The organism is Novosphingobium decolorationis, assembly GCF_018417475.1.
GTDB lineage: Bacteria > Pseudomonadota > Alphaproteobacteria > Sphingomonadales > Sphingomonadaceae > Novosphingobium > Novosphingobium decolorationis.
Genome location: NZ_CP054856.1, coordinates 2,885,183 through 2,908,436 on the forward strand (window position 1 = coordinate 2,885,183; position 23,254 = coordinate 2,908,436).

The window sequence follows — 23,254 nt, forward strand, 5'->3', positions numbered from 1 at the left end:
GCCGCCTGTCATTCCACGATGTCCCCGCGCAGGAGGAACTTGGTGTAGGCCACCGTGCTGACGAAGCCGACCATCGCCATCAGCAACGCCGCCTCGAAGAAGACCACGGTGTCCGCGAAGATGCCGAACAGCATGATGAAGGCGATCGCGTTGATGACCATGGTGTCGAGCGCGAGGATGCGGTCGGGCGCGGTCGGTCCCTTGAGCAGGCTCCACAGGTTGAGCAGCATGGCCAGCGCCACGCAGGCAAGTGCGATCTTGAGGGCGATGTCGATCACGCGAAGATCTCCATGAGGCGGCGTTCGTAGCGCTGCTTGATCTGGGCGATCTCGCCGTCCGGATCGTCGGTGTGCAGCGCATGGACGAGAAGGTGGCGCGCGTCGGTCGAGATGTCGACCGAGACGGTGCCCGGCGTCAGGCTGATCGTGCCCGCCAGCACCGTGATGGCTTCGGCCGATTGCAACTCGAGCGGGATCGAGAGCCAGGCCGGGCGCAGGTCCTTGTTACGCTTGAACAGGATCAGCCGCGCGACTTGGAAGTTGGCGACGACGATGTCGTAGAGCACCAGGAACAGGTAGCCCACGAGCGGCAGGCCCATGCGCAGCTTCGCGCGTTCCGGCCAGAAGGGGGCGCTGAAAAGGGGGACCAGCACCGCGAAGACGAGGCCCAGGATGGCCACTCCCAGGTTCAGGGAGTTGAACACGATCATCCACATGACCAGCAGCATGGCGGTCAGGCCGGGGTGCGGAAGGAGGCGATGGATCACGGGGCGTCTCCTTGCGCGGCCGGGCTCGGGGGCGAGGCGGTGCCCAGGACCGAGCGCAGGTAGAGCGGCGTGTCGAGAAGCTGCGCGGCGGTCCCTTGCGTGTAGCGCGTGGCCGGGCCGGCGAACACGGTGAGGCCGACCAGCAGGGCGAGCAGGAACAGGCAGGGCAAGGCCTGGACGAGGCGCGGCGGCTCGCGATCTTCGGGCAGCTCGGGCGTCTCATCGTGCTTCCAGAAGACGGTGCTGCCCGCCCGCGCGAGCGCGACCACGGCGATGAGGCTGGTGACGAGGATCACGCCCCAGATCCAGGCCGCGTGCGGGCTGACCAGCGCGGCATCGAGAATGAGAAGCTTGCCAAAGAAGCCCGACAGCGGGGGAAGACCCGCGAGCGCCACGCCACCTGCCAGGAACAGGAAGGCCAGGAGCGAGGCTCCCGCAAAGCGCGGGGTGGGCACGATGGCGTCGCCCTCCACGCCGCGCCAGCGCACGACCAGGTCCACCGTCAGGAACAGGAAGGCGGCCGCGAGGGTGGTGTGGGGCAGGTAGTAGAGCGCAGCGGCAAGGCCATCGCTGTCGAACAGGGCGATGGCGACGAGCAGCGTGCCGGTCGAGCCGATGAGACCGAAGGCGGCCATGTCGCGAAGGCCCCGTGCGGCGAGCATCCCGGCAAACCCCAGGGCAATGGTGCCGAGCGCTGCGGGCAGCAGGATCGGCTCGGCCACGTCCCCGAAGATCAGCGGCGTGGTGCGGATGATCGAGTAGGCGCCGACCTTGGTCATGATCGCGAACAGCGCGGCCACGGCGGGCGCGGTCGAGGAATAGGCGCGCGGCAGCCACAGGTGCAGCGGCAGCAGCGCGGCCTTGAGCGCGAAGACGGCGATGAGGACGAGCCCACCGGCCAGGAACAGCCCGCGGTCCCCTTGCGCCAGTTGCGCCCCGCGCGCGGCCATGTCGGCCATGTTGAGCGTGCCGGTCACCCCGTAGAGGATGCCAAGGCCGACCAGGAACAGGGTCGAGCCGGTAAGGTTGACGACGACGTACTGCACGCCTGAGGTCAGGCGGCGTGCGCCCTGTCCGTGCAGGATCAGGCCGTAGGAGGCGATCAGCAGGACCTCGAAGAAGACGAACAGGTTGAACAGGTCGCCGGTCAGGAAGGCGCCGTTGATGCCGAGCAGCTGGAACTGGAAGATCGGGTGGAAATTCCAGCCCTTGCGGTCAAGTTTGGTGAGCGCGGCGTGGGTCGCGACGGCAAAGCCGACGACCGAGGTCAGAAGCAGCATCCAGGCCGCGAGCTGGTCGAGCACGAGGACGATGCCGAACGGCGCGGGCCAGTCGCCCATGGCGTAGGGCGTGGGGTCGGACTGCGAGGCGCGCAGCAGCAGGGCCACCGCGATCAGCACTTGCAGCGCGGTCGAGCCGATGGAGATTCCGGCCGCGACCATGCGGCGGCGGCGGCGGAAGATGAGCGCCATCGTGCCCGCCAGCGAGGGCAGCATGATCGGCGCGGCAATCAGCGAGGCGGCCAGGTTGTCGGAAATCGAAAGGCTCACGGACGGGTTTCCCCCAGCATGTCGATCCGGTGGGCGTTGCGGCGCTTGATCCACTCGTCACGGTCGCCGTCGAGCGGGTCGATGGCGGGGTCGGGCTCGCCGTCGACCTGGTCGGTTCCGGTCTCGAGGAAGGTGCGCAGCGAGAGCACGACGACCAGCGCGCTCATCCCGAAGGAGATGACGATGGCGGTCAGCACCAGCGCCTGGGGCAGCGGGTCGGTGTAAGTGGCGGCCTCTTCGCTGAAGATCGGCGGGGCGCCCACTTTCAGGCGGCCGATGGCGAAGAGGAAGAGGTTGATCGCGTAGGAGAGCATCGTGACGCCCAGGACCACCGGGAAGGTGCGTCCGCGCAGCGAGAGGTAGATGCCCGCCCAGGTCAGCGCGCCGATGGCGGTGGCGATGAGGAATTCCATGCTCATGCGGGTGTCTCCCCGTTCGTTTCACGCAGTCTGGCGGGGTCGATGTCCATGGGGCCGGCCTCGGCGGCCTTGGTCCCTGTGTCTTCCTTGTTGGCGCGCACGGCGATGTGGCTCAGTTCGGCCAGCGCCAGCATCACCGCGCCGATGACGGTCATGCCCACGCCCACGTCGAAGGCCATGGCCGAGGCAAGCTCGAAATCGCCCAGGAGCGGCAGGTGGAAGTGGCCGAAGGCGCTGGTGAAGAGCGGCGCGCCGAAGACCAGCGAACCCAGCCCCGTCAGCGCGGCGATGGTGACGCCCAAGCCGATCAGGAGGTGCTCGTCGATGCGGCGCCGCGCGTCGGTCCACTCAAAGCCCGAGGCCATGTACTGCACCAGCATCGCGATCGAGGCGACCAGCCCTGCAATAAAGCCGCCGCCCGGCGCGTTGTGGCCGCGCAGGAAGATGTAGATGGCAACGATCGTGGCGAGCGGCAGCAGCACGCGCGCGGCCACCGCGAACATCATCGGGTGGCGTTCGGGCGAGCGGGGCAGCTCGGCGATCCAGGCGCGCAGGCGCTGGCCGGCGGCCCCGCGCGCGGCGGGCTGGAGCATCGCGAAGATGGTGAGCGCGGCAATTCCCAGCACGGTGATCTCGCCGAAGGTGTCGAAACCGCGGAAGTCGACCAGCGTCACGTTGACGACGTTGTGGCCGCCGCCGCCCGATACGCTGTTCTCCCAGTGGTAGGTCGAGATCGGATCGTTGGGCTCGCGCGTCATCACCGCCCAGGCCGCGAAGCCGACCGCGCCGCCCCCGGCAAGGCCGATCAGCGCATCGCGCAGGCGCAGCGGCATGCTGGAAATGCGCGACGGCTTCTTGGGCAGGAGGTTGAGCGCGAGCAGCATGAGCAGGATCGTCACCGTCTCGACCGAGATCTGCGTCAGCGCGAGGTCGGGCGCGGAGAGGTAGACGAAGGCAAGGCTGACGACGAGGCCGATCACCGAGATGAATACCAGCGTCAGGAAGCGCTGCTGCTGGGCGACCAGCACCGCAGCGATGCCCGAGAGCAGGAGGAGCCAGGCGACGATGGCGACAGGGTGGGCGGGCAGGGTCTCGTGCGTGCCGGGCGTGTACCCGCCCTGGACCATGCCGTAGGCGCCAAGCGCAATGGCCAGCGCGAAGAGGACCGCCAGCTGGCGCTGGAGCGAGCCGTTGTGGATGGTATCGGACACGACGCGGGCGGCCTGGACCAGTCGCGCGACAAGGCTTTCGAACAGGGCCTTGCCATCGGGCAGGTTGGCGACGTCCCAGCCCCGCTGGAGCCCGGCGTGGCGCCACAGCAGGAAGGCGCCCGCGGCGACCGCGACGACGCTCATGCCCAGCGCCGGGGTCAGCCCGTGCCAGAGTGCGGGGTGGAAGGTCGGCGCCCGCCCGCCCGTCACCGCGTCGATGGCCGGGACCATCAGCGCGCGGGTGAAGGTGTTGGGGGCAACGCCGACGAGGACGGTGAGGGCGACCAGCAGCGCGGACGGGGCCCACAGGCCCAGCGGCGGATCGTGGGGCTTGGCCGGATAGCTCTCGCGCTTGGGGCCAAGGTAGAGGTGGAAGATGTAGCGCAGCGAATAGGCGACCGAGAACGCGGCGGCGAGGACGGCAAGCATCGGCAGCAACCAGTCCTGGCCCGACCAGACGGTGTGCGCGGTCTCTTCCAGCATCATCTCCTTGGAGAGGAAGCCGCCGAGCGGGGGCAGGCCCGCCATCGAGGCGGCGGCCACGATGCCCAGCGTCGCGGTGATCGGCATGAGCGTGGCCAGGCCGCCCAGCTTGCGGATGTCGCGGGTGCCCGCCTCGTGGTCGACGATCCCGGCGTTCATGAACAGCGCGGCCTTGAACAGCGCGTGGTTGAGAAGGTGGAACAGCGCGGCCATCGCGGCTCCCGGCGTGCCAAAGCCCAGCAGCATCGTCATCAGGCCCAGATGGCTGACGGTCGAATAGGCCAGGATGCCCTTCAGGTCCTGCTTGAAGAAGCCGATGACGGCGGCCAGCAGCATGGTCACAAGGCCGGTGGTCGCGACGAGGGTGAACCAGATCTCGGTGCCGGCGAGGACCGGCCAGAGGCGCGCCATCAGGAAGACGCCCGCCTTTACCATGGTGGCCGAGTGCAGGTAGGCGCTCACCGGCGTGGGCGCGGCCATGGCGTGGGGCAGCCAGAAGTGGAACGGGAACTGCGCGGACTTGGTGAAGCAGCCCAGGAGGATGAGGACGAGCGCGGCCGGGTAGAGCGGCGAGGCCTGGATCGTCTCACCCCGGGCGAGGAGCGCGCCCAGCTCGTAGGTGCCCGCGATGTGGCCCAGCAGCAGCAGTCCGGCGATGAGGGCAAGCCCGCCCCCGCCGGTGACGGCGAGTGCCATGCGCGCGCCCTGGCGCCCTTCGGCCTTGTCGCTGCGAAAGCCGATGAGGAGGAAGGAGGACAGGCTCGTCAGCTCCCAGAAGACCAGCAGCAGCAGGATGTTGCCCGAAAGCGAAATGCCCACCATCGCGCCCTGGAACAGCAGCAGCAGCGAGAGGAAGCGCCCCAGCGCCTCGTCGCCCGGCAGGTAGAACCGGGCATAGATGACGATGAGGAGGCCAATCCCCAGGATCAGCCCGGTGAACAGGAACGCCAGCCCATCGAGGCGCAGCGAGAAGGCAAGGTCGAGCGCGGGCAGCCATTCGGCGCGGAACGCCTGGACCGAACCGGAAAGGATGTCCGGGGCCGTGCCGCCCAGCAGCCAGAGCCCGGCCAACACCGGGGCCAGCGCCACCAGGGTCTGTGCGTTGCGGCTCAGGCGGCCACCCGCGGCCAGCAGGAGACAACCGATGAACGGCAGGACGGCAATCAGGACCAGGTGCAAGAGTTTCCCCCTTGTTGCCGACCGGAACGGCAGCAATTGCGTAGGTGTTCAGCGATGGAGAGCCCGTTTCCCCGCTCAGGGCGCCGGACGCAAGCCCTAAGCGTCAACTTCCCGACATTCGCCCGGTTTCAGGAAGCTGGACAAACTCTTGTGCGCGCCTTGCGGGTTCTGGCGCACCCCGTCGAGGACGATGCGCAGGGCCAGCGCAAAGGCCTTGTCCTCGGGCATGGCCTTGGAACCGCGCGCCGCGCCCAGCATCTCGATGGCCATATAGAGCATGTCCGGGGTGAAGCCGTCATCGACCTGCCCGCAGCCGCGCGCGGTTTCGAGGAGGAGGTCGAGCATGCGTTCGTAGCGCGGACGCAGCCGCTCGGCGAAGGCCTGGATGCGGTCTTCATCGACGGTGCACAGCAGCGGGAAATGGATCGAGGCGGCCCGGCTCTGGCAGGTGAGGGCATCGACGAGGAGGGCCGGGTCGCCCGCGCGTGTCTCGATCGTCTGCAAGGCGTCCTCGATCTCGCCTTCGACCACCGCCATGATCAGTTCCGCGCGGTCGGCAAAGTGGCGGTAGAGTGTGCCACGTCCGCATCCGGCCTCCTCGATCACCGCCTGGAGTGGGGTGTCGGGGCCCTGGCTGGCAAACACGTGCGCGGCCGCTTCGATCAGGCGCCGCCTATGTTCGAGCGCATCTGCCCGCATGGAAGTCTCCTTGTCGTTTGCGCCCTCTAGCGCGTATCGGCACGCAATTCCATGAATAAACGGACAGGGCTTGTCCACTTATTGCGTGTGCGATAAGCCACCTCCTCAATAATCCTCTTTGGGAACGGTGACCGCGTGCTTCGAACTCTTCGCCCATGGCGCGTCGGCGCGCTGGCTGGACTTGCCCTGGTGGCGGCATGTGGCGGGGAGCCGACCCCGAGCGCGCCGCCCGCGGTTCCCGTCCGGACGATCACGGTCACCCGGCAGGAAGTGCCCAACGTGATCGAACTGCCCGGCCGTATCGAGGCGGTCCGCTCGGCCGAGGTGCGCGCGCGCAGCGACGGTATCGTGCTGCGCCGTCTCTATGAGGAAGGTGCGAGCGTGGCGGCGGGGACTCCGCTGTTCGAGATCGATCCGCGTGACTACCGCGCGCAGGTCCAGTCGGCCGAGGCGGCGCTCCAGCGCGCCATTGCCGCACAGCAGAACGCGGCCTCGATCGTCACGCGCTACGAACCGCTGATCGCCGAGCGTGCGGTAAGCGCGCAGGAATTCGATGCCGCGCAGTCGGACCTGCGCCAGGCCAACGCGCAAGTCAGCGAGGCGCGCGCGGCGCTCGACCGCGCCAGGCTCCAGCTCAGCTACACCACCGTGCGCGCGCCCATCGCGGGCCGCGCCAGCAGCGCCGAGGTGACCGAAGGCGCGCTGGTGAGCGGGGCGGAAGGTACGCTCCTGACCCGCGTCGACCAGGTCAGCCCGGTCTACGCCGAGTTCAGCGTCTCCAGCGCCTCGGTGCTCGACACCTTCGCGCAGGTGCGCAGCGGCGAGCTCGCCGTGCCCGATCTGGAGACCATCGAGGTTTCGCTGATCCTCGAGAACGGCGAGGAATACGGCCCTGTCGGACACCTCGACTTCGCAAGCCCCGTGGTCTCGCCCGAGACCGGCAGCCAGACCCTGCGCGCGCGCTTTGCCAATCCGCAGCGCCTGCTCGCGCCCGGCCAGTTCGTGCGCGGGCGCATCCGGCTAGGTGTGCGCAAGGACGGGATGACGGTGCCCGCGCGCGCGGTCCAGTTCCAGGGCTCGCAGCCGCAGGTTTCGGTGATGGCCGAGGACGGTTCGGTCAAGGCGCGCAAGGTGCGCCTGGGTGCCTTGCTGGGCAAGGACTGGATCGTCAACGAGGGGCTCAAGCCCGGCGAACGCGTGATTGTCGAAGGCTGGGCCAAGCTGCGTCCGGGCCAGAAGGCGACGGAAGCCAAGGGGGAAGCCAAGGCACCTGCCCAGGGCACGGCCAGGGCCGGGGGCGCCTGAGGCGATGGATCGCTTCTTCGTCTACCGGCCGGTCTTCGGCTGGGTCATCGCCGCGTTTATCGCGCTGGGCGGGATCATCGCGCTCTTCAACCTGGCCATCGAGCAGTACCCATCCGTCGCGCCGCCCTCGCTCAACCTCAGCTACACCTACACCGGCGCCGATGCCGAGACGCTCGACAAGAACGTGACCTCGGTGATCGAGCGCGAGCTGAACGGGGTCGACAACTACCTCTACATGGCTTCGACGAGCCGTTCGAACGGCACGGGCGAGATCACGCTGACCTTCGAATCAGGCACCGATCTCGACGTCGCGCGGGTCGAGGTGATGGACCGGCTCAACCGCGCCGAGCCGCGCCTGCCCGAGCAGGTGCGCCAGTTGGGCATCCAGATCACCGACCGCGCCTCGGGCTTCCTGATGGTCGTCGCGATGTCCTCGTCCGATGCGTCGATGAGCGCGCTCGAGGTCGGCAACTACACCAACAACAATGTCCTCAACGAACTGCGCCGGGTGGACGGTGTGGGCGATGTCATGCTGTTCGGCTCGCAGTACGCGATGCGCATCTGGATCGATCCGACGCGCCTGGCCGGGTACAACCTCTCGGCCTCCGAGGTGCTCGCCGCGGTGCAGGAGCAGAACAGCCAGACCGCGGGCGGTGGCCTTGGCGAACAGCCGGTCACGCGTGAGACCGAGTTTTCGGCCAAGATCATCACCCAGAACCGTTTTTCCGATCCCGAGCAGTTCGAGCAGATCATCGTCAAGTCGAACCAGGACGGCTCGACCGTGCGCCTCTCCGATGTGGCGCGGGTCGAACTGGGTGCGGAGACCTACGGCTTCAAGGCGCGCTACAACGGCAAGGAGATCGCCGGCATGGCGATTCAGCTGGCGACCGGTGCCAACGCGGTGGAGACCGCCAAGGCCGTGCGCGAGCGCCTCGGCCAACTGGAAGCCAATTTCCCCGACAGTCTTACCTGGGACGTCGCCTTCGATTCCACCCCCTTCATCAACGCCTCGGTCGACAGCGTGATCCACACCCTTGTCGAGGCGATGGTGCTGGTCTTCGCGGTCATGTTCCTGTTCCTGCAGAACTGGCGCGCGACGCTGATCCCGGCCGTGGTGGTGCCCATCGCGCTTCTGGGCGCGTGTCTGGGCCTCTACCTCTTCGACTTCTCGATCAACACGCTCTCGCTTTTCGCCATGGTGGTGGCGATCGGCATCCTCGTCGACGACGCCATCGTCGTGGTCGAAAATGTCGAGCGGATCATGAGCGAGGAGAAGCTTCCGCCCCGTCTCGCCACGATCAAGGCGATGGGCCAGATCCGCGGCGCGATCATCGGCATCACGCTGGTGCTTGTTGCCGTGTTCGTGCCGATGGCCTTCTTCCCGGGCTCGACGGGCGGCATCTACCGCCAGTTCTCGGTGACGCTTGCGGTCTCGATCCTGTTCTCCGCGGTGCTGGCGCTCACCTTCACCCCGGCGCTGTGCGCGACGCTCCTGCGCGAGGAGCATGACGATCAGGACGAGGACGCCCCCGTGCCGCCGGGCCCGCGCGGCTGGCCCCGTCGCTTCTTCCGCAGCTTCAACGAACGCTTCGGGGCGGCCACCGACCGCTTCACGCGCACCATCGGCACCATGCTTTCAGGGCCGATGCGCTGGATGGCGGTGTTCGCGGTCATGGCGGTGCTGACGGGTGTCCTCTTTACCCGCCTTCCCGGCGGCTTCCTGCCCGAAGAGGATCAGGGCTACTTCATGGTCAACGTCGATGCGCCCGTGGGCGCGACGATGCAGCGCACCGAAGCGGTGGTGAAGCAGATCGAGGCGAACCTCACCGCCCAGCCCCAGGTCCGCTCGATCATCTCGGTGGTGGGCTTCAACTTCTTCGGCCAGAGCCAGAGCGCAGGGCTCGCCTTCGTCGATCTCCACCCCTGGGAGGAGCGCAAGGGCGAAGAGGACAGCATCAACGCGATCATCGGCAGGTTCCAGCGCTTTGCAGGCGGGCTGACCGACGCGACCGTATTTGCCTTGAACCCCCCCGCGATTCAGGAACTGGGCAACGCCACGGGCTTCTCGCTCAAGGTCGAGGACCGTTCGGGGAACGACCGGGAAGGGCTTGTCGCGGCGCGCGACGCGATCCTGGGCGAGGCGATGCAGAACCCGGCGCTGATGCAGGTGCGCCCTGATGGGCCGGGCAATGCGCCCGAACTCTATGTCGACATCGACCGGGTCAAGGCACGCGCGCTCGGCCTCTCGATCCAGTCGGTGAACCAGATGCTGGCGATCAGCTTCGGCTCGTCCTACGCCAACGACTTCACGCGCGATGGCAACACGCTGCGCGTCTACGTCCAGGCCGATGCGCCCGCGCGCATGACGCCCGATGATGTGATGAACCTGCGCGTGCGCGGGGAGAACGGCCAGATGGTGCCCTTCAGCGCTTTTGCGAAGAGTTCGTGGCGGTCCGGGCCGATCCAGGTCGAGCGGTACAACGGCTACCCCTCGCTCACCATTTCGGGCAACGCCGCGCCGGGGCACTCCTCGGGCGAGGCGCTCGACATCATGGAGGAGATTGCCGCGCGCAACCTGACGGGCGCGATGAGCTACGAGTGGACCGGCACGGCCTACGAGGAACGCCAGGCGGGCGGGCAGATCGGCCTGCTCCTGGGCCTGAGCGTCATCGTCGTGTTCCTGCTGCTGGCCGCGCTCTACAACAGCTGGGGCATTCCCATCGCGGTGCTGCTGGTGGTGCCCTTCGGGATCATGGGGGCGGTGGTCTTCACGCTGCTGCGCTCGCTTTCGGCCGACGTCTATTTCAACATTGGTCTCATCACCATCATCGGCCTGGCCGCGAAGAACGCGATCCTGATCGTCGAGTTCGCCATCGAGGACGAGGATGCGGGCAGCTCGCCGCGCGAGGCGACGCTGGAGGCCTCGCGCCAGCGCCTGCGTCCGATCCTGATGACCAGCCTCGCCTTTATCCTGGGCATGGTGCCGCTCGCGATTGCCTCGGGCGCCGGGGCGGCGAGCCGCCAGGCGGTCGGCACGGGCGTCATGGGCGGGATGATCGCGGCGACCGCACTGGGTATCTTCTTCACGCCGGTGTTCTACTATCTGACCCGCACCTACCTCAGCAAACGGCGCGACCCTGAGGCCGAGGACGCGCGCTGGCTCGCGCAGAACCGGGATGACGGAGACGAAAACGGCCCCGGCCCGGAGAGGGAGATCCCCCATGCGTAAGTGCGCCGCACTGCTCCTGGCAGGATGGGTCAGCGCCTGCAGCCTCGCCCCTGAATACGAGCGCCCCGATGCGGCGATTTCGCCCGTCTACCGGGACGGGGAGGTGGACGCCGCCTCGCAAGCCGACGCCCCGCTCGCGATAGAGCTGGGCTGGCGTCAGTTCTTCCGCGACCCGCGCCTCCAGTCGCTGATTGCAGCGGCGCTCACCAACAACCGCGACCTGGCCCAGTCCTACGCCCGGGTCGACCAGGCCCGCGCGCAGTTCCGCATCCAGGCCGCCGGCCGCCTTCCCGCACTCGACGCAACAGGCACCGGCACACGCAGCCAGACCCCCATCGCGGGGCTCGGCGCGGTCGGCTCGGCAATTCCGGGCGACGGCAGCGGCGGGGGAGGCCCACCTGTGCCCGACTCCATCCGCTTCACCCAGTTCGGTGCGAACCTGGGCGTCAGTTCGTTCGAGCTCGACCTGTGGGGCCGGGTGCGCAACCTCACGCGCCAGCAGCGCGAGAACTGGCTGGCTTCGGTTGAGGGCGCGCGCGCCTACCGTCTCTCGCTCATCGCGCAGGTCGCCGCGACCTACTTCGACATCCGCGCGGGAGAAGAGCGTATCGCGCTGGCCCGCCGCAGCCTCGAAGGGCGCCGCGAGGGCGAGCGCATTGCCCACATGCGCCTTGAGGCCGGGGTCACCTCGACCGCCGACTACGACCAGACCGTGCTCCTCCTCACCCAGGCCGAGACCGAACTGGCCGAGATCCAGCGCACCACCGAGCAGGCGCGCAACCTGCTGAACGTGCTGGTCGGCGGGCCGATCACCGGCCCGATGCCCGCCGGGCTCTCGCTGTCCGAGCAGGTCGTGCCGATAACGGCGGGACTACCCTCCAGCCTGCTCGAACAGCGCCCCGACATCCTGCAGGCCGAACACGCGCTGATGGGGGCCAACGCGAACATTGGCGCGGCGCGCGCGGCCTATTTCCCGACGATCTCGCTGACCGGCACGCTGGGTTTCATGTCGAACGCGCTCGGCTCGCTCTTCGACGGCGCGAGCGAGAGCTGGAGCTATGGCGGCACGGCCAGCCTGCCGATCTTCAACTGGGGACGGCGCGAGGCCGAGGTGCGCCTCAGCAAGGCGCAGGCCGCCGAACTGGAAGCGGCTTACCAGTCGGCCGTGCAGAATGCCTTTCGCGAGGTCGCCGACGGGCTTGTCGGGCGCGAGCGCTTCGCCGAGCAGATCGAGATCCAGCAGCGCACCATTGCCGCGCAGCGCCGGCTCGCCCGCACGGCGCGCCTGCGCTACGACAACGGCATCGCGATCTACCTCGAAGTGCTCGACGCCGAGCGCAGCCTGTTCTCGGCGAGCCAGACACTGATTTCGCTGCGCGCGACCGAACTGCAGAACGCGGTCAACCTCTATACGGCGCTCGGCGGCGGCCTCGAGGAGGTCGCGGCAGCCTCGGGCGAAGACTGATCAGCTGTCCGGGGCGATGCGCAGCGCCAGCAGCGCGAAGCTCGCCAGCCAGTGTTCGCCCATGTAGTCGCCCGCGACATGGGGGAGGGCGACGTCCAGGTGCGCCTTGGCCCGCTCCTCCAGCAGGACCGTGCGGGAGGACGCGCCAAGCCCCGATGTGATGTCGCGCAGGCACCACGCGCGGCTGAGGTTGAGCCCGTCGAGGTGCGCGATCTTGCCGTCGCTGCGGTCCGAGACGGTGGCCGGGTGCAGATCGCGCTCGAGCCAGCCTCCCTCCGGCAGGAAGGCGGCGAACCACGGGGCGAAGTCGCGCGCAGGCAGGCATCGCCGCATCAGTACGCCCGCGGTGAGGGCCGGGGAGAGGAATTCATCGCCCCCCGGCTCCCAACTCTCGTAATCGCGGCGGTCTCCAAAGACGCGCAGTGCCCAGCTTTCGATTGTCTCGGCGAGCGCAGCATCGTGCGCCTGTGCCCATTCGTGCGCGAGGATCAGCGCGAAGGCGGTGTTGAAATGGGTGCCCACGGTGATCGGGTAGGTCAGCTTGCCGAGATAGTCGCCCAGCGCTGTGGCAAGCCGCCGGGCCAGCGGCTCCAGATGTGTGGCCCAGGTCTGGTCTTCATGGCGCGAGGCCTCCAGATGGAGCGCCAAGAGCCAGCCCCAGCCATAGGGGCGCTCAAACCCGCGCGCGGAAGGCCGGTCGAGATAGGCAAGCTCTACGTCCAGCTTTTCGGGGCGGAACGTGGTTTCGGCCAGCGCGGCGATGTCCGCGCTTTCGGACATGTCCGGGAACATCCGCCGCAAGGTCAGCAGCGTCCACCAGCCATGCACGCAGCTGTGCCAGTCGAAACTGCCGAAGAAGACCGGGTGCAGCACGCGGGGGGGAAGGACGTCGGCGTCGCTCTCCATCACGTGGTCGAGCTTGTGCGGGTATTCGCGCGCGACATGGCCAAGGGCGATGTTGGCAAAGCGGGCGGCCAGGGCCGGATCGAGTTGGGTCATGGAAACGCCAGGAAATAGATGAGAAGGACATTGCAGGCAAAGAGCGGCAGCGCCGTTCCCACTTGCGCGCGGATGACGCCGTACTGGCTGCGCAGGTCGAGCAGCACGGCGGGCACGATGTTGAAGTTGGCGGCCATGGGCGTGAGCAGCGTGCCGCAAAAGCCCGCCAGCATGCCCACCGCTCCGATCAGCGCGACGTTGCCGCCATAGTCCTCCACCAGCACGGGGATGCCGATGGCGGCGGCCATCACCGGGAAGGCGGCAAAGGCGTTGCCCATGATGACGGTGAAGAGGAGCATGCCGGTGCAATAGACAAGGACGGCGAGGAACAGGCTGCCGCGCGGCAGGACCGTGCCTGCAAGGTCCCCGACGATGGAGCCCACGCCCGCGAGCGCGAAGACGGCGCCCAGCGCGGCCAGCATCTGCGGCAGGATCGCGGCCCACCCGATGGAATCCATGAGCCGGCGCCCTTCCTCGAGCGGTGCAAGGAGCGGCGCGCGCATCCACAGCATGGCCAGCGCCAGGGCCAGGAGCACGCCAAGCCCCAGCAGGATCAGCGTCTCGCGCCGCGCTTCGAAGAGCCCGCTCTCGCCCAGCGGGGTGTAGGTGTAGACGAGAGTGCCCGCGACGGCGGTGAGCGGGATGACCAGGGCTGGCACGAAGAGCCTATTGCCGAGGCGCGCGGCAAGTGCCGTGCGCTCCGTGCCATTGGTCGTGGCCGGATGGCTGCGGCCAAGCTGTCCCGTTCCGGCCAGCGCGACGAGGACCAGCACCAGGATACCGTTTGCAAGATCCGAGATGTGCGAGCCGAAGAAGAAGCTGCCGGCCAGCAATCCCCAGAAGGCGGCGTTGCCCCAGCGCTTGGGGTTGGTCCGGTCGCGTAGGCTCAGGAGCGCCCAGGCGCTGAAGACAAGCCCGGTCAGGACGTAGAGCCATTCGAGCGTGATCATGCCGCGCTCTCCGGCTCTGCAACGGGGAGCCGGGCAAGGCGCCGGTCGTGTGCGAGGAGCCGCGCGCCATGAAGCAGGAAGGCGCAGACCGCGCTCGGGATTGCCCAGACCGAAAGCTGCAAGGGGGCAAGCGGATAGCCTTGCGCCTCGAACACGCCCTGGATCAGGAGGATGGAGGCGATTGCGAAGAAGATGTCCTCTCCGAAGAAGAGTCCGATGTTGTCGGTCGCCGCGGCCAATGCGCGGACCTTCTCGCGCTCCGTGAGGGAAAGCGTCCCATGGGCGCGCTCGGCGGCGGCCTCCGCCATCGGGGCTATGAGCGGGCGCACCGTCTGCGGGTGCCCACCGATATCCTTCATGCCCAGCGCCGCGGTGATCTGGCGAAAGCCGAGGTAGAGGACGAGCAGGCGTCCCATGGTCGCTCCGCGCACCTGCCCGATGAGCGTGCGCGCCCGCTCCTGAAGCCCGTAGCGTTCGAGGAGCCCGATCACGGGAAGGATGATCCAGGTGACGGAGATATAGCGGTTATCGTTGAAGGCCTTGCCCAGCGCCTCAAGCACGGGGACGAACTCCAGCCCGCCAAGCAGGCCGGTGACAATGGCCGAGACGGCCACCACCATCAGGGGATTGAGCCGGGCCACGAAGCCCACGACGACAAGCGCGATGCCGATCAGCGGCCAGTAGGTCATGTCTGCACACATCTCCTTGGGCACGGCACGCCGTTCGCAGGCCGCGTCATGTCCCGAGCCTAAGGGGCGCCCCCATCAGATGCCAACCTCTGAGTAGCGGCTGGACGCCAACGTGCGGTCAGAACGTGCAGCCAGGGCGTCGCCTGAGGTCCATCGCGGAAGGGCTGGCCGTGTGTCGGGAAGAGGATCCGCGATGGCAAATCCCTGTCCTGCCGGTGCGCCAATCCATCACTGGTCGATAGTTGCCCGCCAGGGTGCCTGCGTGAACAAAAATGACCTGATTTCCGTCATTTGGAAAAAATGCCGATTTCATGAAGGTTTTTTGAAAAAAGGGTTTGACCGAATCGCAGGGCTCACTTAGAGGGCCTCTCACCGCAGCGAAGCACGCCGCCAAACACGGCGCTTCGGGGTGGTCGCCACGATAGACGGACAGCTTGTTCCCCGGGTCTTAGGAAGCGGGGATGGATGGTTGTCCGGTTGTTTCCGTCTTCGGACGGGTGTGGTTGGATCTTTGACATTGTTGGTTTTTAGATGAAGGGACATGTGGGCGACGGCGCCTGCGCCTTGGGAGCTTCGGGCTCTATGGTGCAGTTTAAATCAAGCCGATGCCTTATATGTCCTTCGTTTCCATACGTTTGACAAGTGCAGGTATCGGCTCCCGAAGGTTTCGATGTTTGCGGCTGGCAAGGCTTAGGCTTTGTGCCGTGAATGTTGTTTCACAAACTTGAGAGTTTGATCCTGGCTCAGAACGAACGCTGGCGGCATGCCTAACACATGCAAGTCGAACGAACCCTTCGGGGTTAGTGGCGCACGGGTGCGTAACACGTGGGAATCTGCCTCTTGGTTCGGAATAACAGTGAGAAATTACTGCTAATACCGGATGATGACTTCGGTCCAAAGATTTATCGCCAAGAGATGAGCCCGCGCAGGATTAGGTAGTTGGTGGGGTAAAGGCCTACCAAGCCGACGATCCTTAGCTGGTCTGAGAGGATGATCAGCCACACTGGGACTGAGACACGGCCCAGACTCCACGGAGGCAGCAGTGGGGAATATTGGACAATGGGCGAAAGCCTGATCCAGCAATGCCGCGTGAGTGATGAAGGCCTTAGGGTTGTAAAGCTCTTTTACCAGGGATGATAATGACAGTACCTGGAGAATAAGCTCCGGCTAACTCCGTGCCAGCAGCCGCGGTAATACGGAGGGAGCTAGCGTTGTTCGGAATTACTGGGCGTAAAGCGCGCGTAGGCGGTTACTCAAGTCAGAGGTGAAAGCCCGGAGCTCAACTCCGGAACTGCCTTTGAAACTAGGTGACTAGAATCTTGGAGAGGTCAGTGGAATTCCGAGTGTAGAGGTGAAATTCGTAGATATTCGGAAGAACACCAGTGGCGAAGGCGACTGACTGGACAAGTATTGACGCTGAGGTGCGAAAGTGTGGGGAGCAAACAGGATTAGATACCCTGGTAGTCCACACCGTAAACGATGATAACTAGCTGTCCGGGTTCTTGGAATTTGGGTGGCGCAGCTAACGCATTAAGTTATCCGCCTCGGGAGTACGGTCGCAAGATTAAAACTCAAAGGAATTGACGGGGGCCTGCACAAGCGGTGGAGCATGTGGTTTAATTCGAAGCAACGCGCAGAACCTTACCAGCGTTTGACATCCTCATCGCGATTTCCAGAGATGGATTTCTTCAGTTCGGCTGGATGAGTGACAGGTGCTGCATGGCTGTCGTCAGCTCGTGTCGTGAGATGTTGGGTTAAGTCCCGCAACGAGCGCAACCCTCATCCTTAGTTGCCAGCATTTGGTTGGGCACTCTAAGGAAACTGCCGGTGATAAGCCGGAGGAAGGTGGGGATGACGTCAAGTCCTCATGGCCCTTACACGCTGGGCTACACACGTGCTACAATGGCGGTGACAGTGGGCAGCAAGTGCGCGAGCACAAGCTAATCTCCAAAAGCCGTCTCAGTTCGGATTGTTCTCTGCAACTCGAGAGCATGAAGGCGGAATCGCTAGTAATCGCGGATCAGCATGCCGCGGTGAATACGTTCCCAGGCCTTGTACACACCGCCCGTCACACCATGGGAGTTGGTTTCACCCGAAGGTAGTGTGCTAACCGCAAGGAGGCAGCTAACCACGGTGGGATCAGCGACTGGGGTGAAGTCGTAACAAGGTAGCCGTAGGGGAACCTGCGGCTGGATCACCTCCTTTCTAAGGATTGAAACGAAAGCGCCTGGCCTTGAGCCGGGAAGAGCTTCGCTTCTTCCAAAGAACATGCCGTCGTCCTCATGTCCCTTCATCACTGGAGATAACGCTCAGATGAGCGTTGTACGCCTGAGCTGGCTCACGCCGCCCGCGGCCCACAGGGTCAGCGATGGCAGGCACGTGGGCCTGTAGCTCAGTTGGTTAGAGCGCACCCCTGATAAGGGTGAGGTCAGTGGTTCGAATCCACTCAGGCCCACCACGTGCCGTGCAGGGCAAGCTAACCGAACCGTCAGGTTCGCAAGGCCGAACGGCCGTCCGAGCTTATGCGAGGATAGCCAAGTCGACGCATGTCGACGCCGGCGCTTGAGGCTGGCAAATACGGGGCCTTAGCTCAGCTGGGAGAGCGGTTGCTTTGCAAGCATCAGGTCATCGGTTCGATCCCGATAGGCTCCACCAGCCGTACACACGAACAGTACTCCAGCGATGAAGCGAAACAGTTCCGGTCTTCGGACCGGTTAGCGGGATTTGCCCGCAGATCTTTGACATTGTGAATGGGTTTTTTAATCGATGCCGTGGCGCATGGATTATCCAGACGTTGGGTAATCAACCATGCGTTACAACAGATTTTATTATCTGGCTGAGATAAATCGTCCGCACCTATTACGACGCAGTCTCTATGCAGGGCTGTCGTTGATGGTGTGGATTCTCAAGCGTGAGGTAAGAGCATCTGGTGGATGCCTTGGCATGTACAGGCGATGAAGGACGTGGCACGCTGCGATAAGCGTCGGGGAGTTGTGAGCAAACTTTGATCCGGCGATTTCCGAATGGGGAAACCCACCTTCACCATTTCTCTCGATGGTTGCTTCGGCAGCTTTTGAGTGAGGTGGATAAGGTATCACCGAGCTGAATATATAGGCTTGGTGAAGCGAACCTGGTGAACTGAAACATCTAAGTAACCAGAGGAAAAGACATCAACCGAGATTCCGTTAGTAGTGGCGAGCGAACGCGGACCAGGCCAGTGCCTGGAACTAAACTAGCAGAACACTTTGGAAAGAGTGGCCATAGCGGGTGACAGCCCCGTATGCAAAAGTGAGGTTCCAGGACTTGAGTAGGGCGGGACACGTGAAATCCTGTCTGAACATGGGGGGACCACCCTCCAAGCCTAAATACTCGTACATGACCGATAGCGAACCAGTACCGTGAGGGAAAGGTGAAAAGCACCCCGATGAGGGGAGTGAAACAGTACCTGAAACCGGATGCTTACAAGCAGTTGGAGCCCCATAGGGGGTGACAGCGTACCTCTTGCATAATGGGTCAGTGACTTAATGTACCATGCAAGCTTAAGCCGTTAGGTGTAGGCGCAGCGAAAGCGAGTCTGAATAGGGCGACTGAGTATGGTGTATTAGACCCGAAACCCGGCGATCTAGGCATGACCAGGTTGAAGGTGCGGTAACACGCACTGGAGGACCGAACCGTTGAATGTTGAAAAATTCTCGGATGAGTTGTGTTTAGGGGTGAAAGGCCAATCAAGCCGGGAAATAGCTGGTTCTCCGCGAAATCTATTGAGGTAGAGCGTCGAATGTATGCCGTTGGGGGTAGAGCACTGGATGGATGCGGGGGTCGCGAGATCTACCAATTCTAACCAAACTCCGAATACCAACGAGTCTTGTTCGGCAGACAGACGGCGGGTGCTAAGGTCCGTCGTCAAAAGGGAAACAGCCCTAACCTACAGCTAAGGTCCCCAAGTCATCACTAAGTGGGAAAGCATGTGGGAATCCCAAAACAACCAGGAGGTTGGCTTAGAAGCAGCCATCCTTTAAAGAAAGCGTAACAGCTCACTGGTCTAAATAAGGGTTCCTGCGGCGAAAATGTAACGGGGCTAAAGTGATGCACCGAAGCTTAGGGTTCAGAACTTTGTTCTGAGCGGTAGCGGAGCGTTCCGTAAGCGAGTGAAGGAGAAGGGTAACCGACTCTGGACGTATCGGAAGTGCGAATGCTGACATGAGTAGCGACAAAGAGGGTGAGATGCCCTCTCGCCGAAAGACCAAGGGTTCCTGCTTAAAGCTAATCTGAGCAGGGTAAGCCGGCCCTAAGACGAGCCCGAAGGGGTAGTCGATGGGAACCACGTTAATATTCGTGGGCCTGGTGGTGTGTGACGGATTGCGTGTGTTGTACGTTCTTATCGGATTGAACGTGCTTCGAAGCAGTCCCAGGAAATAGCCCCACCGTATAGACCGTACCCGAAACCGACACAGGTGGTCAGGTAGAGTATACCAAGGCGCTTGAGAGAAGTATCCTGAAGGAACTCGGCAAATTGCCTCCGTACCTTCGGAAGAAGGAGGCCCCGGCTATGCGCAAGCACTGTCGGGGGGCACAGGCCAGGGGGTAGCGACTGTTTAGCAAAAACACAGGGCTCTGCTAAGTCGGCTTCAAGACGACGTATAGGGTCTGACGCCTGCCCGGTGCCGGAAGGTTAAGAGGAGGAGTGCAAGCTCCGAATTGAAGCCCCGGTAAACGGCGGCCGTAACTATAACGGTCCTAAGGTAGCGAAATTCCTTGTCGGGTAAGTTCCGACCTGCACGAATGGCGTAACGACTTCCCCACTGTCTCCAGGATATGCTCAGCGAAATTGAATTCTCCGTGAAGATGCGGAGTACCCGCGGTTAGACGGAAAGACCCCGTGCACCTTTACTGCAGCTTCAGAGTGGCATTGGAAAATTATTGTGTAGCATAGGTGGGAGGCTTTGAAACATCGGCGCCAGCTGGTGTGGAGCCATAGGTGAAATACCACCCTGTGATTTTTTAATGTCTAACCTAGTACCGTTAGCCGGTACAGGGACCCTCTGTGGCGGGTAGTTTGACTGGGGCGGTCGCCTCCAAAGAGTAACGGAGGCGCGCGATGGTAGGCTCAGGCCGGTTGGAAACCGGCTGCAAGAGTGCAATGGCATAAGCCTGCCTGACTGCGAGATTGACGAATCGAGCAGAGACGAAAGTCGGTCATAGTGATCCGGTGGTCCCTCGTGGAAGGGCCATCGCTCAACGGATAAAAGGTACGCCGGGGATAACAGGCTGATGATTCCCAAGAGCTCATATCGACGGAATCGTTTGGCACCTCGATGTCGGCTCATCACATCCCGGGCTGGAGCAGGTCCCAAGGGTTTGGCTGTTCGCCAATTAAAGTGGTACGTGAGCTGGGTTCAGAACGTCGCGAGACAGTTTGGTCCCTATCTGCCGTGGGCGTCGATACTTGAGAGGAGTTGTCCCTAGTACGAGAGGACCGGGATGAACATACCTCTGGTGTACCTGTCGTGGCGCCAGCCGCGCAGCAGGGTAGCTATGTATGGAAGGGATAACCGCTGAAAGCATCTAAGCGGGAAGCCTCCCTCGAGATTAGGTATCATCGAGTCGTGATAGACCATCACGTTGATAGGCCAGATGTGTGGAAGCGCGGTAACGCGTGAAGCTAACTGGTCCTAATAACTCTGTTCATGCTTGTAGAATCCCACCATCAATGACAGTCCTGCCAAGGACCGTCGGCGGTGATCGGACGATCAATCAAAGCCAGTAACTAATCTGCACGGACTTCATCGATTAAAAATCTTGCGCTCGCTCCATTGCTTGGTGGCCATAGCGGCAGTGACCCACCCGATCCCATCTCGAACTCGGACGTGAAACCTGCCAGCGCCGATGGTACTTACGCTCAAGCGTTGGAAGAGTAGGACGTCGCCAGGCATTGTAGCCAGCGCAAGATCATAAAAACCCATCACAATGACAAAAGGCCCCAAAGGCCTCTAAAAGGGCCCCCAAAAAGGGCCCTTTTTGCGTCTCTCAAAGGAACGCACAACATCGGTGACGCGGGGTGGAGCAGCCCGGTAGCTCGTCAGGCTCATAACCTGAAGGTCGTAGGTTCAAATCCTACCCCCGCAACCAACTATAACACTCGCCAAGCCCCCCGCCGCTCCTGCGCCGGGGGGCTTGGCGTATCTGGGACACGCGTGCGCGCCTGTCCCGATCGCGCTGCGCGCAGATCCAAGTTCCTGTCGCTCCCGCAGCTTATGCTCGACGTCACAAGGGCACCTTGAAAGCCCGGACCAAGCAAGGCGTTGCCACGATGATCCGTAGACGCGGACGCGGGCAGGGCCGATGGAGAGGACCACCACCATGACCAACGTGATGACCGCCCCGCCCTCGACCAAGGCGGAGATTGTCGATGTGCCCTTCGCGCACCGTGAGCTCGTCGAACGGCTGAGCCCGGGCGGGCGCTACATCGATGCGCAGAGCGACGTCGACAGCCCCTGGGTGCCCTTCGGCGACAATGCGGCGATCAAGCACCTGGCCTTCGACGTGCGCCAGGGCATCTTCTCGAACATCCTGTGGATCAAGGAGCCGGGCGTGGTGGGTACGCACCTGCACCGCGGCACGATCATGATGGTCTGCCTCGAAGGCTCGGTGAAGTATCTGGAGTACGACTGGGTCGCGAGCCCGGGGGGGCTGATTCTGGAAGTGCCGGGCGAAAGCCACACGCTCGTCACCGATCATCCGCAGGGCGTGAAGCTGTTTGGCTGGATGCAGGGACCCATCGAATTCTACGACGAGAACGCCAACTACGTCGACACGGCCGATGTCTGGTGGTTCATCAACCACTACGAGACCTATTGCCGCGAAAAGGGCATCCCCCTCAATCCCAAGCTTTACGTTTGAGGAGCGCGCCATGGGTACGATGACTGCGCCGCCCTCGAGCGCGTATGAGATCGTCAAGGTTCCCGAGCTCTACGGAGCCCTGATCGACGCCAAGGGCGTGGAGGGGACCTATGTGGGCGCGTCCGAAGCGGAGAGCCCGTGGGTTCCCTTCGGCGAGAATGCCGCGATCCGCCACCTCGCCTTCGATGTGCGCCAGAACGTCTATTGCAACGTGCTGTGGATCAAGCAGCCGGGCGTGATCGGCACGCACAAGCACCGGGGGCCGGTCTGGGCGATCGGACTGGAAGGCTCGTTTCGCTATCTCGAATACGACTGGGTGTGCCGCCCGGGCGACTTCATCACCGAAACTCCGGGTACGGCGCACACGCTTGTCACCGACGACCCGAACGGAATGAAGGCGCTGTTCTGGATGCAGGGCGCGAACGAGTTCTTCGATGCGCACGGCAACCACGTCGAAACGCTCGATGTCTGGTGGTTCATGAATCACTACGAGACCTACTGCGCCGAACATGGCCTCACGCCCAATCCGCAGCTCTACCTGTGAAGACGCTTGACCAGTTCGACATCGCGGGCCGCTCGGGTCTTGTGACAGGGGCCGCCTCGGGCCTGGGCCTCGCCTATGCCGAGGTGCTGTGCGAGGCGGGGGCGCAGGTCACGCTTACCGACTATGACGGCGAAGGGGCCGAGCGTGAGGCCGAGCGGCTTCGTGATGAAGGCTATGCGGCCCGCGCCGCCCGTGCTGACGTCGCGGACCTGGCCGAAATCGCGGCCGCCTTCGATGACCATGTCGCCGCCTTTGGCGGATGCGACATCGTCTTTTCCAATGCGGGGTACGATGCGGGCAACGGTTTCTGGACGCCCGAGGACACGCGCAACCCGCGGGGCCAGCTCGATGTCTACGATCCGGCGGCCTGGGAGCGTTCGATCCAGGTCAACCTCACCGGCCAGTTCCACACCTTGCGTGAAGCCGCGCGGGTGATGAAGCGCAACGAGGAACGTACCGGGCGGCGGGGAGGCTCCATTGTGTGTACCTCCTCCAACGCGGCCGTCGTCAACGAGGCCATCGTGGGCGTGCCCTATATGCCTGCCAAGGCCGGGGTGATGCACTTCATGCGCCATGCCGCGCTGGAACTGGCCGCTTTCGGAATTCGGGTAAACGCCATTGCGCCCGGCCCCTTCGTCACCAACATCGGCGGGGGCTGGCTGAAGACGAACCCGGAGGCTCGCAAGGCCTGGGACAAGCTGGTGCCGACAGGCGCCGTGGGGGAGGTCCACCAGATCAAGCCGCTGGCGCTGCTGCTCGCCTCGGATGCGGGGAGCTACATGACAGGGGCCCACGTCATGATCGACGGGGGCATGCAACTGGGGCCGGTCAAACCGCTTACCGGACTGTGACCGTCCCTTCGGATC

General features: G+C 64.1%; 15 protein-coding genes, 3 tRNA genes and 3 rRNA genes. 12 read left to right on the forward strand and 9 right to left on the reverse strand.

Translation table 11 applies throughout. The annotated features are described in order from the left end of the window. Positions 1–8: 8 nt before the first annotated feature. The 6 genes from HT578_RS13530 to HT578_RS13555 form a co-directional block, all read right to left on the reverse strand. Positions 9–278, reverse strand: coding sequence for a K+/H+ antiporter subunit F (locus HT578_RS13530; RefSeq protein ID WP_213500037.1), 270 nt, complete (start codon positions 276–278; stop codon positions 9–11). Then, complete coding sequence (locus HT578_RS13535) at positions 275–766, reverse strand: Na+/H+ antiporter subunit E (RefSeq protein WP_239026288.1); 492 nt, start codon at positions 764–766, stop codon at positions 275–277. The genes HT578_RS13530 and HT578_RS13535 overlap by 4 nt, the downstream gene beginning before the upstream one ends. Then, positions 763–2,316, reverse strand: coding sequence for a monovalent cation/H+ antiporter subunit D (locus HT578_RS13540; RefSeq protein ID WP_239026289.1), 1,554 nt, complete (start codon positions 2,314–2,316; stop codon positions 763–765). The genes HT578_RS13535 and HT578_RS13540 overlap by 4 nt, the downstream gene beginning before the upstream one ends. Beyond that, entirely contained in the window at positions 2,313–2,735 is a 423-nt protein-coding gene (locus HT578_RS13545) for a Na+/H+ antiporter subunit C (RefSeq protein WP_213500039.1), read from the reverse strand. Before HT578_RS13545 ends, HT578_RS13540 begins: the two co-directional genes overlap by 4 nt. Then, entirely contained in the window at positions 2,732–5,608 is a 2,877-nt protein-coding gene (locus HT578_RS13550) for a monovalent cation/H+ antiporter subunit A (RefSeq protein WP_213500041.1), read from the reverse strand. The genes HT578_RS13545 and HT578_RS13550 overlap by 4 nt, the downstream gene beginning before the upstream one ends. A 96-nt stretch (positions 5,609–5,704) precedes the next feature. Beyond that, a complete protein-coding gene (locus HT578_RS13555) occupies positions 5,705–6,307 on the reverse strand; it encodes a TetR/AcrR family transcriptional regulator (RefSeq protein WP_213500043.1) in 603 nt (200 codons plus the stop codon). Between the two features lie 135 nt (positions 6,308–6,442). Between HT578_RS13555 and HT578_RS13560 the strand changes: the two genes are divergently transcribed. From HT578_RS13560 to HT578_RS13570, 3 genes are read left to right on the forward strand one after another with little or no spacing between them, the layout of a single operon-like run. Then, the gene (locus tag HT578_RS13560; protein ID WP_213500045.1) at positions 6,443–7,612 is read left to right on the forward strand and encodes an efflux RND transporter periplasmic adaptor subunit; all 1,170 of its coding nucleotides are present in this window, start codon (positions 6,443–6,445) and stop codon (positions 7,610–7,612) included. 4 nt (positions 7,613–7,616) lie between these two features. Further along, the gene (locus HT578_RS13565) at positions 7,617–10,841 is read left to right on the forward strand and encodes a multidrug efflux RND transporter permease subunit (protein ID WP_213500047.1); all 3,225 of its coding nucleotides are present in this window, start codon (positions 7,617–7,619) and stop codon (positions 10,839–10,841) included. Beyond that, a complete protein-coding gene (locus tag HT578_RS13570) occupies positions 10,834–12,306 on the forward strand; it encodes an efflux transporter outer membrane subunit (RefSeq protein WP_213500049.1) in 1,473 nt (490 codons plus the stop codon). Before HT578_RS13565 ends, HT578_RS13570 begins: the two co-directional genes overlap by 8 nt. On the opposite strand, the gene HT578_RS13575 is transcribed toward HT578_RS13570, so the two are convergent. Genes HT578_RS13575 through HT578_RS13585 form a run of 3 tightly spaced genes read right to left on the reverse strand, consistent with a single transcriptional unit; the run spans position 12,307 to position 14,944 of the window. Further along, on the reverse strand, positions 12,307–13,305 hold the full coding sequence (locus HT578_RS13575) for a DUF2891 domain-containing protein (RefSeq protein WP_213500051.1): 999 nt from the start codon (positions 13,303–13,305) through the stop codon (positions 12,307–12,309). Next, a complete protein-coding gene (locus tag HT578_RS13580) occupies positions 13,302–14,255 on the reverse strand; it encodes a DUF979 domain-containing protein (RefSeq protein WP_039389708.1) in 954 nt (317 codons plus the stop codon). Before HT578_RS13580 ends, HT578_RS13575 begins: the two co-directional genes overlap by 4 nt. Then, positions 14,252–14,944, reverse strand: a complete 693-nt coding sequence (locus HT578_RS13585; RefSeq protein WP_213500053.1) for a DUF969 domain-containing protein — start codon at positions 14,942–14,944, stop codon at positions 14,252–14,254. The genes HT578_RS13580 and HT578_RS13585 overlap by 4 nt, the downstream gene beginning before the upstream one ends. A gap of 720 nt (positions 14,945–15,664) precedes the next feature. Here HT578_RS13585 and HT578_RS13590 point away from each other — a divergent pair. From HT578_RS13590 to HT578_RS13630, 9 genes are all read left to right on the forward strand, one after another. Beyond that, a 16S ribosomal RNA gene (locus tag HT578_RS13590) occupies positions 15,665–17,149 on the forward strand. A gap of 176 nt (positions 17,150–17,325) precedes the next feature. Beyond that, a tRNA-Ile gene (locus HT578_RS13595) sits at positions 17,326–17,402 on the forward strand. A 121-nt stretch (positions 17,403–17,523) separates the two neighbouring features. Next, a tRNA-Ala gene (locus tag HT578_RS13600) sits at positions 17,524–17,599 on the forward strand. Between the two features lie 251 nt (positions 17,600–17,850). After that, positions 17,851–20,640 (forward strand): 23S ribosomal RNA (locus tag HT578_RS13605). Between the two features lie 120 nt (positions 20,641–20,760). Next, positions 20,761–20,875, forward strand: a 5S ribosomal RNA gene (rrf, locus tag HT578_RS13610). The 16S, 23S and 5S rRNA genes sit together here with 3 tRNA genes alongside, the layout of an rRNA operon. 121 nt (positions 20,876–20,996) lie before the next feature. Continuing rightward, a tRNA-Met gene (locus tag HT578_RS13615) sits at positions 20,997–21,073 on the forward strand. Positions 21,074–21,304: 231 nt separating this feature from the next. Continuing rightward, the gene (locus tag HT578_RS13620; protein WP_213500056.1) at positions 21,305–21,844 is read left to right on the forward strand and encodes a 2,4'-dihydroxyacetophenone dioxygenase family protein; all 540 of its coding nucleotides are present in this window, start codon (positions 21,305–21,307) and stop codon (positions 21,842–21,844) included. 10 nt (positions 21,845–21,854) lie between these two features. Next, positions 21,855–22,388 carry a 2,4'-dihydroxyacetophenone dioxygenase family protein gene (locus HT578_RS13625; RefSeq protein ID WP_213500058.1) on the forward strand — a complete coding sequence of 178 codons (534 nt, stop codon included), beginning with the start codon at positions 21,855–21,857 and terminating at the stop codon, positions 22,386–22,388. Continuing rightward, entirely contained in the window at positions 22,385–23,239 is an 855-nt protein-coding gene (locus HT578_RS13630; RefSeq protein ID WP_213500059.1) for an SDR family NAD(P)-dependent oxidoreductase, read from the forward strand. Before HT578_RS13625 ends, HT578_RS13630 begins: the two co-directional genes overlap by 4 nt. Positions 23,240–23,254: the final 15 nt, after the last annotated feature.

Coding starts and splice junctions, on each gene's coding strand:
- HT578_RS13545 (WP_213500039.1), bottom strand. CDS start 2,735: ATGAGCATGGAATTCCTCATCGCCACCGCCATCGGCGCGCTGACCTGG.
- HT578_RS13555 (WP_213500043.1), bottom strand. CDS start 6,307: ATGCGGGCAGATGCGCTCGAACATAGGCGGCGCCTGATCGAAGCGGCC.
- HT578_RS13565 (WP_213500047.1), top strand. CDS start 7,617: ATGGATCGCTTCTTCGTCTACCGGCCGGTCTTCGGCTGGGTCATCGCC.
- HT578_RS13570 (WP_213500049.1), top strand. CDS start 10,834: ATGCGTAAGTGCGCCGCACTGCTCCTGGCAGGATGGGTCAGCGCCTGC.
- HT578_RS13575 (WP_213500051.1), bottom strand. CDS start 13,305: ATGACCCAACTCGATCCGGCCCTGGCCGCCCGCTTTGCCAACATCGCC.
- HT578_RS13580 (WP_039389708.1), bottom strand. CDS start 14,255: ATGATCACGCTCGAATGGCTCTACGTCCTGACCGGGCTTGTCTTCAGC.
- HT578_RS13585 (WP_213500053.1), bottom strand. CDS start 14,944: ATGACCTACTGGCCGCTGATCGGCATCGCGCTTGTCGTCGTGGGCTTC.
- HT578_RS13620 (WP_213500056.1), top strand. CDS start 21,305: ATGACCAACGTGATGACCGCCCCGCCCTCGACCAAGGCGGAGATTGTC.
- HT578_RS13625 (WP_213500058.1), top strand. CDS start 21,855: ATGGGTACGATGACTGCGCCGCCCTCGAGCGCGTATGAGATCGTCAAG.